This is a genomic window from Streptomyces cyaneofuscatus (assembly GCF_000718135.1).
Classification (GTDB): Bacteria; Actinomycetota; Actinomycetes; order Streptomycetales; family Streptomycetaceae; genus Streptomyces; species Streptomyces cyaneofuscatus.
In genome coordinates this window covers 74,095-88,206 of sequence record NZ_JOEM01000016.1, presented here as the reverse complement: position 1 = coordinate 88,206, position 14,112 = coordinate 74,095, and the positions used below count along the sequence as shown (strand labels likewise).

10 protein-coding genes are annotated in these 14,112 nt (G+C 71.5%); 2 read left to right on the top strand and 8 right to left on the bottom strand.

What is annotated here, in order from left to right; all coding sequences use genetic code 11:
- The first annotated feature begins 163 nt into the window (after positions 1 to 163).
- Positions 164 to 1,072, top strand: coding sequence for an alpha/beta fold hydrolase (locus tag IF17_RS0124900; RefSeq protein WP_030569934.1), 909 nt, complete (start codon positions 164 to 166; stop codon positions 1,070 to 1,072).
- Positions 1,073 to 1,099: 27 nt separating this feature from the next.
- Here the strand turns inward: IF17_RS0124900 and fxsT are convergent, their stop codons facing one another.
- From fxsT to fxsA, 4 genes are all read right to left on the bottom strand, one after another.
- Complete coding sequence (gene fxsT, locus IF17_RS0124895; RefSeq protein ID WP_030569930.1) at positions 1,100 to 5,032, bottom strand: FxSxx-COOH system tetratricopeptide repeat protein; 3,933 nt, start codon at positions 5,030 to 5,032, stop codon at positions 1,100 to 1,102.
- Entirely contained in the window at positions 5,029 to 6,375 is a 1,347-nt protein-coding gene (gene fsxC / locus IF17_RS0124890; RefSeq protein ID WP_157851171.1) for an FxsC protein, read from the bottom strand. Before fsxC ends, fxsT begins: the two co-directional genes overlap by 4 nt.
- Positions 6,376 to 6,487: 112 nt before the next feature.
- Entirely contained in the window at positions 6,488 to 8,809 is a 2,322-nt protein-coding gene (gene fxsBH, locus IF17_RS0124885) for a radical SAM/SPASM protein FxsBH, inactivated beta-hydroxylase extension form (protein WP_078616021.1), read from the bottom strand.
- Between the two features lie 52 nt (positions 8,810 to 8,861).
- A complete protein-coding gene (gene fxsA, locus IF17_RS1000000138035; RefSeq protein ID WP_076967922.1) occupies positions 8,862 to 9,029 on the bottom strand; it encodes an FxSxx-COOH cyclophane-containing RiPP peptide in 168 nt (55 codons plus the stop codon).
- A 241-nt stretch (positions 9,030 to 9,270) separates the two neighbouring features.
- Between fxsA and IF17_RS0124880 the strand changes: the two genes are divergently transcribed.
- Positions 9,271 to 10,170 carry a DUF4231 domain-containing protein gene (locus IF17_RS0124880; protein ID WP_018515463.1) on the top strand — a complete coding sequence of 300 codons (900 nt, stop codon included), beginning with the start codon at positions 9,271 to 9,273 and terminating at the stop codon, positions 10,168 to 10,170.
- 18 nt (positions 10,171 to 10,188) lie between these two features.
- Here IF17_RS0124880 and IF17_RS0124875 read toward each other — a convergent pair whose 3' ends face one another.
- The 4 genes from IF17_RS0124875 to IF17_RS0124860 form a co-directional block, all read right to left on the bottom strand.
- Positions 10,189 to 10,668, bottom strand: coding sequence for a hypothetical protein (locus tag IF17_RS0124875; RefSeq protein ID WP_030569921.1), 480 nt, complete (start codon positions 10,666 to 10,668; stop codon positions 10,189 to 10,191).
- Positions 10,669 to 10,859: 191 nt separating this feature from the next.
- Positions 10,860 to 11,759: a S1 family peptidase gene (locus tag IF17_RS0124870; RefSeq protein ID WP_030569918.1), complete on the bottom strand. Its 900-nt coding sequence runs from the start codon at positions 11,757 to 11,759 to the stop codon at positions 10,860 to 10,862.
- Between the two features lie 239 nt (positions 11,760 to 11,998).
- Positions 11,999 to 12,820 (bottom strand): DUF1684 domain-containing protein, encoded by an 822-nt coding sequence (locus IF17_RS0124865; protein ID WP_030569915.1) that lies wholly within the window; start codon positions 12,818 to 12,820, stop codon positions 11,999 to 12,001.
- A gap of 4 nt (positions 12,821 to 12,824) precedes the next feature.
- Positions 12,825 to 14,105, bottom strand: coding sequence for an NtaA/DmoA family FMN-dependent monooxygenase (locus IF17_RS0124860; RefSeq protein WP_030569911.1), 1,281 nt, complete (start codon positions 14,103 to 14,105; stop codon positions 12,825 to 12,827).
- Positions 14,106 to 14,112: the final 7 nt, after the last annotated feature.

Genomic DNA, 14,112 nt, shown 5'->3' with positions numbered 1-14,112 from the left:
ATCGACCGCCCCTGGGTGAGGACTAGTCCTGTCCGGTTTTCGCCCCCACGAAGGGCTGGCCGGCCGTCGACAAGGAACCGACGGGGAGTGCCGGTTGCCGCCCTGATGGGTCATCATCGAAAGGTCGGCAGACGCCGGGGGGAACCGAGCTGAGGAGGCGCGGGTGCGCAATCGGGTGCGCGCGGCGGACGGGCGGCATCTGATGGTGGAGCGGCTGGGGGACCCCCGGGGCAGACCGGTGTTCCTGCTCCATGGGACGCCGGGCAGCCGGCTCGGGCCCGCTCCTCGCGGCATGGTCCTCTATCAGCGCCGTACGCAACTGATCACCTACGACCGCCCGGGGTACGGCGGCAGCGACCGGCAGGAGGGCCGCCGGGTCAGCGATGTCGTCGAGGACGTCCGGGCGATCGCCGACTCGCTGGGGCTGGAGCGGTTCGCCGTGGTCGGCCGCTCCGGCGGGGCCCCGCACGCGCTGGCCTGCGCGGCGCTGCTGCCCGATCGGGTGACCCGTACCGCCGCCCTGGTGACGCTGGCCCCCTGGGGCGCGGCCGGTCTCGACTGGTTCGACGGGATGGCCGCCTCCAACGTGCTCGCGTACTCCACGGCCGCCGCCGACCCGGACTCTCTCGCGGAGTCCTTCATCGTCCGCTCGGCGCAGATCCGGCAGGACCCGGTCCGGCTCCTGGACGATCTGCGCCGGGAGCTGACCGACTCCGACCGGATGGTGGTCAACGACGCGGGGATCCGGTCCATGCTGCTGCGCAACTACAGCGAGGGGCTGCGCACGTCGGCGTACGGCTGGATCGACGACGCCATCGCGTTCTGCAGCCCGTGGGGGTTCGACCCGGCCCACATCACCGGCCGGGTGCTGCTCTGGCACGGGGTGAAGGACGTGTTCTCGCCGGTGGGCCACTCCCGCTGGCTCGCCGGGCAGATCCCGGGCGCCACCGCCGTACTGGAACCGGCGGCGGCGCACTTCGACGCGCTCGCCGTACTCCCCCGCATCCTCAACTGGCTGCTGGACGAACGGGAGGACCCGGGCGAGCCGCTGCCCGCCACGGCGACGGGGTGACCGGGCAGGCTGCCGAGAGGACCTCCCTCACACCGCCAGCGGTTCCAGTTCGCGCCGGAAGCGCCGCTCGTCCCGGGCGATCTGGGTCAGCGGGTGCTCGTCGCCGAGCTGCCGGGCCAGCTCGCCCAGCAGTTCGGACCGCAGCTGTGCCGCCTCCTCCTCGCGCCCCATCGCGTCCAGCGTGACCGCCATGTTCGAGATCATCGCCAGGGTCTCGGGGTGGTGGGCCCCCAGCGCCGCCGTCAGCTGGGTCGCCAGCCGCTGTTCCGTCTCCAGGACCAGGGGCAGATCGCCGCGGTCCGCCGTGGCGTTGGCCAGGTTCATGACGCAGAAGAGCGTGTTCGGATGTTCCCGGCCGAACCGCTCCCGCATCGAGGCCACCACCAGCGTCAGGATCTTCTCCGACCGCTCCGCCTCCCCGGTCCCCGAGAGGTAGACGCCCAGGTTGTTCTGGGCGGCCAGGGTGTACGGGTGCTTCTCCCCCGGCACCTTCATGTACTGGTCGACCACCTCCTGGGCGGTGTCCCTGGCCCCGACCGCGTCCCCGGCGGCGAACAGGTCGGCCGCCAGGTTGAGGTCGCAGGCCAGCGAGTCGGGGTTGGCGGAGGTGTACTTGGCCCGGTAGCGGGCGCGGGTGGCGACCGTCAGCCGGTGGGCGTCCTCGAACCGGCCGGCCCGCCGCAGCGACACCGCCAGGCTCTTGGCCGCGCTCAGCGTCGTCGGGTAGGTGCGGCCGAGCGTCTCCTTGAAGCTCTCGTAGGTGCGGCTGAGCAGGCCCACGGAGTCCTCGTACCGCCCCACCTCGCGCAGGTCGCGGGCGAGGTTCATCGCGGAGGAGAGGGAGTAGGGGTGCTTCGCGCCGAGCACCTCGGTGCGCCGGTCGTAGACGTCCTGGTCGATCTCGCGGGCCCGGGCGTACTGGCCGATGCTGCGCAGGTTCAGGGCCAGGTTGTTGGCGGCCGCCAGGGTCCTGGGGTGCGAGTCGTGGAAGATCTGGCTGAAGCCGTCGTGGGCCTCGGTGGCCAGCTCGATCGCCCGGCCGTAGTCCCCGAGCAGCCCCAGATCGATCGCCAGGCTGCTGGTGGTCATGTACGTGTGCGGGTGCTCGGGGCCGAGCACCTCCCGCTGGCGGTCCAGGGTGAACTCGTCCAGTTCCTTCGCCTCCACGTAACGCCCGCGCGTGCGCAGGATGTTGGAGAGGTGGAAGCAGAGGTAGAGGTACTGCAGGTCACGCTCGCCCAGCATCTCCAGCCAGGTCTGCCGCAGCTCCTCCCCCAGCGCCCCCGCGGTCCTGACGTCCCCGCGCTTCCAGAGGTAGCGGACCCGGTCGATCAGGAGCCTGCGGGTCTCCGGCTCCTTGCAGTGGCGGGCGTCGGAGGGGCCGAGGTGCGGCCAGATCGTGGCGAAGCGCGGCCAGGTCTCCGGGTTGTCGATCGGCTCGTCGTCGTCGGGCCGGGCGCCGGCCAGGATGCGGTGGACGACGTGCCGGGCCTCGCGCTGCTCCTCCTCGGAGAGCTGCGCCTTGATGACGGCCTGGACGAGGCGGTGCACCTGGATGGAGTTGGAGACCTGGTCGACCTTGGCCAGGGCGAACCGGCCGATCTCCCGGATGACCCGGCCCAGCACCAGCTTCTCCTGGAGCGAGGAGTCGTACGGCTTCAGCGCCTCGATCATCTCCTTGCTGTAGAGCAGGTTCGCGGAGATCGGCTCGGGGGCGAAGAAGGCGCAGAGCTGGAGGAGGCGCACCGCGGCGGGCGAGCGTTCCTTGAGCCGGGCGATGGAGATGTTCCAGGTCGCGGCGACCGGTTCCGGGTAGCCGGCGGGCTGGTTGAGGGAGAGCACCTGGGGCGCCTGGCGGGCGAGCTGTTCGAGGTAGGTGTCGATGGGGGTCGCGGTCTCCGCGATCCAGGCAGCCGCCTGCTCGACGGCGAGCGGCAGGTCGCCCAGGGCGGTGGCCACCTGGTCGGCTTCGTCGTCGGTCAGCCCGGAGGCCCGGCGCTGGAGGTGTTCGATCGACTCCTCCCGCAGGAAGACGTCGACGGGCAGCGCGTCCCCGTGCTGGGACCAGCTCTGGTTGCGGGAGGTCACCAGGATGTGGCCGGAGCCGCCCTGCGGGAAGTAGCGGCGCAGCGCCTCGGGGTCGTCGGCGTTGTCGAAGACCAGCAGCCAGCGGTCCGACGGCACGCCGCGCCGCAGCAGGTCGACGGCTTCCTGGGAGGCGGCCGCCATGTCCTCGCCGCCCTGGGCGCCGAGCCGGACGGCGAGTTCGGCGAGCGCGGCGACCACGTCGTCGCCCTGCTCGGACGATATCCACCAGACCAGGTCGTAGTCGGCCATGAAGCGGTGCACGTACTCCAGGGCGACCTGGGTCTTGCCGACGCCGCCGAGTCCGTACAGGGTCTGGGGCTGCGGCAGGACGACGGCCATGCCGCCGCCGAGCTGGTCGCGCATCCGCTCCAGGACGAGGGAGCGGCCGGTGAATCCCGGGTTGCGGGGCGGTACGTTCCAGATCCTCGGGACGGTGCCGGGGAAGCGCGGTCCGGGCGAGACCCCGTCGGCGGGCTGCACCGGCCGGTCCAGGGCGCGCATCAGGGCGGTGGTGGCGTGCACCTCGTCCAGCCGGAAGAGATCGACCGGGTTCCGGTCGATGTACGGGGCGGACAGCCGTACGTCCCCGACGCGCAGCGGCAGCAGCTGACGCCGGCCGCCGCCCGGGTCCTCGGCGACGGCTCGCTCCCAGAGGTCGACCGCGCGCTGCGACTTGAGGTAGGCGCTGGAGAGCAGCACCACGGTACGGGCGGCGCTCGCGGGGGTGACCGCCGGTTCCGGGGAGACCGGTTCGGCGGAGACGTCGCGCGGGACGACCCGGAACCCGGCCCGGGTGAGGACCGATTCGATCCAGTCGGCCCACATCCGGTTCTCCGCCACATAGCTGAGGAAGAGGTCGGCGGGCAGGGCGGGCCGGCGCCGGGTGAAGGCGTCGCGGATCCGCAGGCGTACCTCTTCGCCGACCGGGGGCATCGAGGTGATCTCGCGGTCGGTGATGACGGCGGCGAGCCGCTCGAAGGCGGAGAGGAGGGAGTTGGTGAGCCCGGCCTCGTCGCCGAAGGTGGCCAGCGTCTCCTCGTACGCGTAGTACGGGCGGTAGGGGATCTCCACCGCGCCCCAGTAGGCGGTGAGTTCGTCGCCGGACAGGTCGCGGGGCAGCCGGTCGAACTTGAGCCGGGCCAGGGCCCGTCCGGCGTCCGCCTTCTCCTTCTCGCCCTCGTCGATGCGCATGGGGACGGGGAAGATGGAGATGGGCCGGCCGGTGTAGCGCTCGGCGATCTGGCGGGCGACGGAGGCCGCGCCGTCGATGGACTGGTCGCTGAGGGTGAAGCAGTCGACGAGGACGTCTGGGAGGTGGACGGTGCAGATGTCGGCGATGTCGCTGAGGCCGGTCCGGCTGTCGATGAGGACGTAGTCGTAGTTGGCCTTCATGTCCTCGCGCAGCGCGTCGAAGAAGTGGCCGCCGCCGAGCCGGTCGTAGAAGTTGTCCCAGTCGAAGGTGGAGACGGTCGCGCTGTACTCGCGGTTCTGCCGTCCGGCGGAGACGAAGTCGAGGGTGCCGCCCTGCGGGAACTCCCAGCCGAGCGCCTCCGGGGTCAGCGATACGGCGTGCGGCTGGATGCGGGCGTAGTCGCGGTGCCAGTCCTCCGCGCGCTGGGCGGGGCTGGTCGCGGCCCAGGCGTACTCGGTGATCAGGTCGATCACGCCGGTGGTGGCGCCGAGGGTGGCGGGGTCGAGGAAGGGGTGGAAGAACCGGTGGAGTCCGGGTGCCTCCAGGTCCCAGTCGACGGCCAGCACCCGCTTGCCGTTGGCGGCGAGGATCCAGGCGGTGTTGGCCAGGGCCATGGTGCGCCCCGTGCCGCCCTTGTAGGAGTAGAAGGTGACGATGCGCCCGTCACGACCGGCACTCATAGGTCCTCCGCTTCCGTCGCAGGGTCGTGCGGGTCGGGTGTGTAGCTGGTGTGGCCCATGGGTCCCGTCAGCCGGGTCCGTTCGCCGTGCCCTCCGCCGGTGACCGGCGGGTAGGCCTTCGCGTGCTTGAGGTACTGCTGGGCGGCGACCTCGACGACCTGGGGCAGGATCTGGCCGAACGCCTCCATCGTGGGCACCCCCCTGGCCGCGGCGCGGCAGAAGGTCCGTCCGTGGCGCATCTTGGCCGGCATGGTCGCTTCGAGCTTCTCGGTCAGTTCGGCCTCCGCCGCCCGGCTCTGGTGGTCCTCGCGGCTCCACGGCACGACCATGGTCACCCAGGGCCGGTCCTCCGCGTCGAAGGCGGCGAGCCTGCGGCGGCGGTCCTCGTCCTGGAGGGCCCAGCGGTCGACGAGGAGGATCTCGGGGGTGGTGGGCGGGGACTTCCCCTCGGGCCGGCCCGACTCCTCGTCGAACGAGGTGATCTGGGCCTGGTAGTTGAGCGAGCGCACCAGCTCCTCGGCGACATAGGCGAGCGGGCGGGCGGCGGCCGGATGGTAGGGGTTCCAGTCCTGCGGGTGGTCGCCGTAGTAGTCGCCGATGCGCCCGTCGGGCAGGTCGTGGCGGGTGGGTGCGGCGATGGTGATCCGCATCGGCCGGGGGGCGCCGACCCCGCTGCTGGGGGAGCCGAAGGCGCTGGGGGCGAGACGGTAGTCGACGGGTCTGCCGGTGTCGATGCGGACGGTGTCGGCGACGCGGACGATGCGCTTGGCCAGTTCGTAGACGGCCCGTTCGTATTCCTGGGCGAAGAGTCTGAGCTTGATGAGGCCGTAGAGCCCGTCGGTGACGTACCGGTCCCCGAAGTCGCGGTGGTTGAACTGTAACCGCTCGGCCGAGCCCGGGAGTTGGCTCGGCGGTACCGGCACCCACAGGGCCGGGACGATCGCCTCGGCGGGCTGGTTGGAGCGGGCCCGGTGGTGGATGGCGCGCTGCTCGAAGGCGTGCCACTCCTTGCCACACATCTCGCTGGCGAAGTAGCGCGGCGAGAACAGCGGGACGAAGACCCGGCAGGTGGCGAGGACTTCGCCGAGCCGTTCCGACCAGCCCTCGCCGGAGCGTATCTCGCGGTCCATGAAGCCGGGGGACGCGCCTGCGGGAAGGTCCGTCATGGCCAGCACATGGCCGCACAGGTCACGGAAAAGGCGTTCGACCCACATATCGGGGTCCGTTCCGCTGCCGTGGCCCGGCGTGTGGGCGTAGCTCAGAAAGAAGTACGGTCGATGGTCCGCCGCTCGCTGCTGCGTCGATGCGTGCACACGACCCCCGTCCTGTGTGAGCACTCGCATCCGAGGAGGAGGAAAGGAAATGCGAGCGAATTCATCATTCCGGAGCGGACTGCACTCCACCCCCCTGCCGTTCGGTCATTGAACGCCATTTTTCAGTCAGGCGTTCCCCTGTTCACCGCATTGCGGCGCGCTCCACATCGGTCTTGCAACCGTTCCTCCCGGATGTCCCGTGTGTACCGTTGATCTCTTTACGCATCACGGCGAGCAATTGCTTTCCGTCGACGGTCGTTTCGGCCGCCTCTTCGATCATGTCGAGCGCTTGCGGGACCCCGGCGAGGAACCGTGGTGCGAAGAGGCCGAGCCCGACCCGTTCGTACGTTTCCGAGAGCAGCCGGGAGAACGGAACGGGCCCCTCCCGCTCCTCCCGCCAGGGCATCCGATGATCCCAGGAACCGTCCGACGCGTACAGGTCCGTGACCTCGGCCAGGGCCCGTAGTTTCGTCCGCCGGAACCCGCGCAGCAGGGCGGTCGCCAGGGTGTGGGCGTCACCCCCGGCCGCGATGCCCAGCGCCCCGTACCCGTGGCGGCCCTCCTGGACCGGCGCGCCCCCGGCGAGCGGGGTGAGCGTGGTGAGGACGGCCGCCGCCTCGGCCGCCTGCTCCGGCACGGTCTCGGCCAGCAGCTCCCAGGCGGCCGCGAGGGAGACGGACCAGGCATCGGCGGCCGACGGGGAGAGCCGCTGGGCTGCGGGCGTGTCGAAGCAGGCGCGGTACGGATCGAGATCGTCCAGTACGGGGGTGGGGACGGGACCGGGGCCGTCGGTCGCCCGTACGGCCCCGGGCCCCCCGGCCGCGAGGCGGCGTACGGGCGACCAGTACGGCCCCTCCCCCTCGCCCCGCGCGATACGCAGCGCGCCCCCTTCGGTGTGAACGGTGAACCCCTCGCCCTCGGCCCGCACCAGAGCCGTGCCCGTCCCCCCCGCCTCGCCGGCCCGGACCTCCCCGAGCGTCGGCAGGAAGAGGCGGCCGTCGCGGTGGACCACCGGGACGGCCAGGCCGAGCCCGGCGTGCACGGCGGCGGCGGCCACCGTGGCGGCGAGCCGCTCCACCGGGGGGCCTTCCACCGGCCGGCCGGCCCGTACCGCCGCCAGGACGTCCACCAGCCAGGTGCGGGTGTAGGGGTGGGCGAGGACCAGGTCGAGGGCCGCCTGCCCGGCCGGGTCGCTCTCGACCTCGGCGGCCAGCGCCCACGCCGTCTCCCAGGCCTCCCCGCCCCTGCCGTCGAGGCCGTCGTGGAGGGCGGCGAGCAGGGTGCGGGTCAGATCCTGCTGGGCGGCGAGCAGCTCGTCGGGATCGCGGACGGCGGGCGACTCGGTGGCGGCGGCAGTCCGGTCCTCGATGCCCCGGATCAGCGCGGCCAGGTCGGCGCAGTAGACGGACGGGTGGTCGAAGCCGCCCGGCGAGCGGTAGCGGTGGGTGTAGAGCCCGCCGCCGCACGAGCGTACGACGGGGCAGCGGCGGCAGGTCTCGCTGACGCCGGCCAGGCCGAGCTGGCGCGCCCGGACCCCGGGGTGCGCCGCGACCTCGTCGAAGCTGTGGGTGAAGACGTCGAACCCGGTGGCCGCGGCGCCTTCGTAGGCGCTCTTGAGGGAGTCCACCTGTTCCAGCTGGCCGTCGGTCTCGACGACGACCAGGTCCGTGGGGGCGAGCCCGAGGGACTCGGTGAGGCTGGGGCCGCCGCTCAGGGTGGAGAGCACCGAGGAGAAGAGGCGGACCGGCACCGGGCGCCCCTGCTCCTGCCAGCGGTCGAAGACGGTGAGGAGCCACTCGGCGTACGCGGTGGGGGATCCGTCCGGGCGCGGCGGCGGCTCGTCCCAGGTGGCGTGCGGGAGGAGGAAGTCGATGAGCGGCGGTTCGAGTCCGGTGAGCGCGTCGAGGACGGCGACCGGGTCGTTGGCGATGTCGATCGTGCACAGGAGGCCGAGATCGAGATGGCGGTAGCGGTCCTGCCGGAGCAGCTCCACGGCCTTGAGGACCAGGGGGTGGCTGCTGCGCCCGTCGGCGTAGCGGCGGTGACGGTCGTTGGCGGCGCGGTCGCCGTCGAGGGAGATGCCCACCTTGACGTCGAACTCGTCGAACAGGTCGAGGTAACGGGGGCTCAGCTGGAGGCCGTTGGTGTGGATACGCAGATCCAGCTCGGCGATGCCCGCGAGGGCCGAGGTGAACTCCTCGCAGACGCGGCGCAGTCGGGCCGGTCCGGCGAGCAAGGGCTCCCCTCCGTGCAGGATCACTGTCACGGAGGGCAGGGCGTGGGTCCTGGCGTGTTCGGCCAGGCGTCGAGCCGTCCGGGAAACAACATGGTCAGAGATCGTCTTCGGCCGGGTTCGCCAGCTCTGATCAGCATGTTCGTAGACATAACAATGGTCGCAGGCCAGATCGCACCTGCTGTGAACCTTCAGAACGATTTCGCGGAATGGGACCGCGGGTCCTGTCATTCCGTCAGTCTAGTCCAGCGTTCCGCACCGAAATGCGACCGTGCGGAGCGCCTCAGAGAGCCGAGTTGAAGGTGGAAATCCGAGAGGGGCGGCCGGCGGCCGTGGGGATCACTCGCGCAAGCTTCCGGGCGGCGGCGCCACCGGAAATGTCGATCTTGGCGAGCGGCACACGGCGCGTCTTCGCATCAGCGAAGAGAGGGGATGATTCGTAGGTCTTCACGGCCGTCCTAGGGGGGCTCGTTCCGGTCAGGGGGACAACACCGGCAGTTGCACCATTGCAGTGCCTGGCGGCACGACTTTACTCTCATGACCTAGGTGTGCAACTCGTGTCGCACCCTCGTAAGCCGAGTGACATACGGGACTGCTCCAAATGGTCCGGAACCTTTCATTCCGACAACGGAGCCCCGACTACATGGGATACGGGAGTGAACATGACGGCGATTCCCGGACCTCTTCAGAGCATGGTCTTCAGGAACGCCGACCTGCCCGCCCTCTTCCACCGTACGGACGCCATCGCGGTGTCCCGCCAGCGTGAGGCCGTGAACACCACCAGGGTCCAGCTGGCGCTGCTCGTGGCGGGCACGGTGCCCGCGGCCCTCCCCTGGCACGCCGAGGACGGTCTCGCCGTCCAACTTCTGTACGGCGCAGCGGTGTTGGCGTACCTGGGTGTCCTGTTCACGACCTACCTCGCCTCGCGCCGCAAAGCGAAGTCGCACTGGCAACTCAACCGCTCGGCGGCGGAGTTCATCAAGTCCCTCTGCTGGCGCTACGCGGTCCACGGCTCGCCTTTCGAGAGCGCGACCCACCACCCCGAGGCGCTCTTCGCCAACCGGCTGGAGGAAGGGCTCCAGGAACTGAGGAAAGTGGGCTGGGCCGATCCGCGTGAGGTGATGACGGACGCCGACGGGGCGGTCATCACGGAATCCATGCGGGAGTTACGGGACAAGGCCTTCACCGTACGCAAGGAGACCTATGTACGGGACCGGCTCATCGAGCAGCGGCGGTGGTACCGCAGACGGCGGCTGGTCTCCCGGCGCGGCGCGCTCGTCTGGTCCGGGGCCATCGTCGCGCTGACCCTGCCGGCGCTGGCGCTGAGCGTGGCGCAGACCTTCGGGGTGGGGCGCTCCCTCGGGCTGACCGGGGTGCTGTCGGCGGCCGCGGCGGCCTGTCTCGCCTGGAACGAGCTGCGCCGCCACCATCCGCTGATCTCCGCGCACTCCCTGGTGGAGGACGACCTGGAGTCGATGCAGGCGGCGATGGAGACCACGCTCACCGAGCGGCAGTGGCCGGTGGCGGTGTTCGAGACCGAGCGGATCGTCTCGCCGGAGCACACGGACTGGCTGGTGCGGCACCGTACGTGACGCGCCGTCAAGCGCGAGTCATCCCCGCTCCACACCGTCCCGCCAGATGACGGTGACCGGGCGGCCGAGCGTACGGGCGTAGTCCACGATGTCGCCGGTGCCGCCGAGGCCCCGGGCCGGTCGGCCGTCCCAGACGGCGAGCAGCAGGTCGCAGTGGTCGGCGATGTAGGCGCCGGCCGCGTAGTACGCCTCGTCGGTGGAGTGCGGGAAGTCCAGCCGGACCTCCTGGGCGGCGCGGGACTTGAGGAGCCGGTAGCGGGCGAGGTCGGCGGTGGACTCGAAGCAGGCCTCGTAGTCGCCGCTGGGGATGACCACCGTCAGCTTGGCGCCGCAGTCGAGGGCGAGGCCGGCGAAGAGCTGGTCCGCGCCGACGGCCAGGCTGGAGAGGGCCTCGGTGGCCCCGTCGAGTCCGCACAGGGCCGCGCGCAGACCGGCCAGGACGTGGGTCCTGGCACCGTCGGGGATGGAGCGGTGACCGGTGATTCCGATGCGATTCACGGAGCTGGGACCCCCTGGTGTCGGCGCTTCGCGTGCGACCGGTCGTCGCGACATCTTCTCAAGAGCCGGGGGGCGCGCGGGAGCCCCCGTCCGGAATTCCGGACGGGGGCTCATATGTACGGACAGCGCCGGGCGTGGCCGGTGCGCGGGCCGGGGAACCCGTGCGCCGGTGGGGATACCCGGTGCGCCCGTCAGTAGACGCTGACGCCGTAGGCGTTCAGGGCCTCGACGACCGGCTGGAAGAAGGTCGTGCCGCCGGAGGAGCAGTTGCCGCTGCCGCCGGAGGTGAGGCCGATCGCCCGCGTGCCGGAGTAGAGCGGGCCGCCGGAGTCGCCGGGCTCGGCGCACACGTTGGTGCGGATCATGCCGTACACGACATCGCCGCCGCCGTAGTTGACGGTGGCGTTGAGGCCGGTGACCGATCCGCTGCGGGTTCCGGTGGTGGAGCCGCGGCGGGTGACGGCCATCCCGACGGTGGCGTTGGCGGCGCTGGTGATGTCCTGGCCGCCGACCGTGCCGTCCTTGGGGATGGTGGTGTTCGTGTAGCGCACGATGCCGTAGTCGTTGTTCGGGAAGCTGGAGCCGGAGGCGTTGCCGAGCACGGTGGTGCGGGCGGAGTTGGCGTACCAGGTGCCCGTGCCGTTGGTGCAGTGGCCGGCGGTCAGGAAGTAATAGGTGGAGCCGCTGCGGACGTTGAAGCCCAGCGAGCAGCGTCCGGTGTTGGAGTAGATCGCGTCGCCGCCGGAGATCAGCTTGTTGAACGTGCCGGGCGTGCGCTCGATCGTGAGGGCGGAGGCGTTGGCGCCCGCGGCCTTCTTGATCTGCGCGATCTCCGCCTGCGTGACCGTGCTGTCCACGGTGACCAGGAGGCGGTTGGTCTTCGGGTCGATGTTCCAGGCGGTCCCCGCGATGTCGGCGCCGAGCACGGCGTCACTCGCGGAGGACAGCTGGGTGGCGCTGAACGTACCGGTGGGTTCGGCACTGGCGGTGGGGACGGTGAACGCCGCGACGGCGGCGAGTCCGGCGAGGACGGCCGTGGTCCGGACGCGTCTCGCCTGGTTGTGGCGGGGGTTGGTGCGCTTGATCCTCACTTCGGGTTCCTCCGAGGGGAATCGGGGGCCCTCCTGTGGGGTGGCGGGCCCGTGAGGCGCAGTCGGGGGCCTGTCCGGATTCCGGAGTTGCCGTGCCCCTGACAATCGCTGACGGGAGTATCGAGGGGTCCGGACAGGCGGCGCAAGCATGCCTTTCGGCCACCCACGCCCCACCCGCACCCCGGCCCCCGGCAGCGCTCGGGCTGCCGGGGGCCGGGGTGTCGTACAGGGATCGCGGCTCAGGCGTCCAGGCGGTTCCGCTCCCCCGCCGGGACCGGCACGGTGAGGGTGTTGCCCGGGGGCGGGAAGGGGCAGATGAAGTGATCGGCGAAGGCGCACGGCGGCAGCAGCGCGCGGTTGAAGTCGACGTTCACCCTGCCGTCGGCGGCGGGCGGACCGGGGCGCAGGAAGCGGAAGCGGTAGCTGCCGTTCCCGCTGGTGGCGTCGGCGAAGACGGCCCAGAGCGAGCCGTCCGGCTCGACGGCGACCTGGAGCGTGTGCTCGTCCCCGGCCACCGTGAAGGCGATCTCCCCGCCGAGCCCGAGACCCCGCTCGACCCCGTCGGCGTTGGGCACCCGTACGGCCCGCTCCTCGGCGTACGGACGGAAGGTCCCCGGCAGCGCCCAGTCCGGGTCGTACGGGGTCGCGTCGATGGTCGAGAAGGCGTGCCGCGAGGGTGCGGCCGGGTCGAAGTCCCGTACGGCCCAGAGCCCTTCGCGGCGGAGCACCACCAGCCGCCGCTCGCCCTGCGCCACCCGGGAGTCGTCGATGGGGCCGCGGTCCGCGGAGAGCCGGACCTCGCCGGTCAGCGGCTTGCCGTCGACAACGATGCCGTCCTCGGCGGTGGCGGTCAGCACCACCTCGTCGCCGTCCTCGCGCCACTGCCCCGGGACGGCCGGAATTCGCCCTTCCGGGTGATCGGAGAGCCAGTGGGTTCCGGTCAGCGAGAGCGGGCCGTAGGGGGCCGCGACCGCGAGGACGCGCTCCTCGTGCCACCGCTGCCAGTCCTGTGCGGCGTCCGGCTCCCCGGCCTGCTGGTCCTGCTGTGCGTCCGTGCTCATGCGATCAACCTTTCCACACCGGCTCCGCCAGGCCGAGGTGCGACCGCAGCGTGGAGCCGGAGTATTCGGAGCGGAATGCTCCGCTCTCCTGGAGGAGCGGGACGACCCGGTCGACGAAGTCGTCCAGACCGCCCGGGGTGAGATGCGGTACGAGGATGAAGCCGTCGGCCGCCCGCTCGTCGACGAACGCGGTCAGCTCCGCCGCGACCGTCTGCGGCGAGCCGATGAACGACTGCCGGGTGGTCGTCTCGATCACCGTCTGCCGCAGGGAAAGCCCCTTGGCCTCGGCGATCGCGCGCCAGCGGGCGACGACGGCGAACGGGTCCCCGTGCAGCACCCTGCCCTTGACGAGGCCGGAGTCGAGGACGGGGTCGATCTCGGGGAGCGGCCCGTCGGGGTCGTACGCGGAGAGGTCGGTGCCCCAGAGCTGCTCGGCGGCGAGGATCGCGTTCTGCGGGGAGACCTGCTGGCGGCGGATCTCGTACGCGCGCTCCTGCGCCTCGGCGTCGTTGTCGCCGACCACCACGGTGACCCCGGGCATGATCTTGAGGTCGTCGGGCTGCCTCCCGTACGCGGCGAGCCGGGCCTTGACGTCGGCGTAGAAGTCGCGGCCCGCCTCCAGGGTGCCGTGCCGGGTGAAGATGATGTCGGCGGCGGAGGCGGCGAACTCCCGGCCCTCGCCGGAGTCCCCGGCCTGGATCACCACCGGGTGGCCCTGCGGGGAGCGCGGCACGGTGAACTCGCCGGAGATGGTGAACTGCTTCCCCTCGTGCGCGAAGGGCCGTGACTCGCCGCCCGGGGTCCAGGAGTCCCACAGCTCGCGGGCGGTGGCGACGAACTCGGCGGCCCGGGTGTAGCGGTCGGCCCGGTCCAGATAGCCGCCCCGGCGGAAGTTCTCCCCGGTGAAGGCGTCGGAGGAGGTCACCACGTTCCAGGCGGCGCGTCCCGCGCTGAGGTGGTCGAGGGTGGCGAGGCGGCGGGCCAGTTCGTAGGGCTCGTTGAAGGTGGCGTTGACGGTGGCGGCGAAGCCGAGCCGTTCGGTGACGGCGGCCAGCGCGTTGAGCACGGTCAGCGACTCGGGGCGGCCGACGACGTCGAGGTCGTGGATGCGGCCGTTGTGCTCGCGCAGCCGCAGCCCCTCGGCGAGGAAGAAGAAGTCGAACTTGCCGCGCTCCGCCGTCCTGGCCAGATGGACGAAGGACGAGAAGTCGATCTGGCTGCGGGAGCGGGGGTCGGCCCACACGGTGGTGGCGTTGACGCCCGGGAAGTGCGCGGCCAGATGCATGGTGCGG

Coding starts and splice junctions, on each gene's coding strand:
- fxsT (WP_030569930.1), bottom strand. CDS start 5,032: ATGAGTGCCGGTCGTGACGGGCGCATCGTCACCTTCTACTCCTACAAG.
- fsxC (WP_157851171.1), bottom strand. CDS start 6,375: ATGCGAGTGCTCACACAGGACGGGGGTCGTGTGCACGCATCGACGCAG.
- fxsBH (WP_078616021.1), bottom strand. CDS start 8,809: ATGACAGGACCCGCGGTCCCATTCCGCGAAATCGTTCTGAAGGTTCAC.
- IF17_RS0124880 (WP_018515463.1), top strand. CDS start 9,271: ATGGTCTTCAGGAACGCCGACCTGCCCGCCCTCTTCCACCGTACGGAC.
- IF17_RS0124865 (WP_030569915.1), bottom strand. CDS start 12,820: ATGAGCACGGACGCACAGCAGGACCAGCAGGCCGGGGAGCCGGACGCC.
- IF17_RS0124860 (WP_030569911.1), bottom strand. CDS start 14,105: ATGCATCTGGCCGCGCACTTCCCGGGCGTCAACGCCACCACCGTGTGG.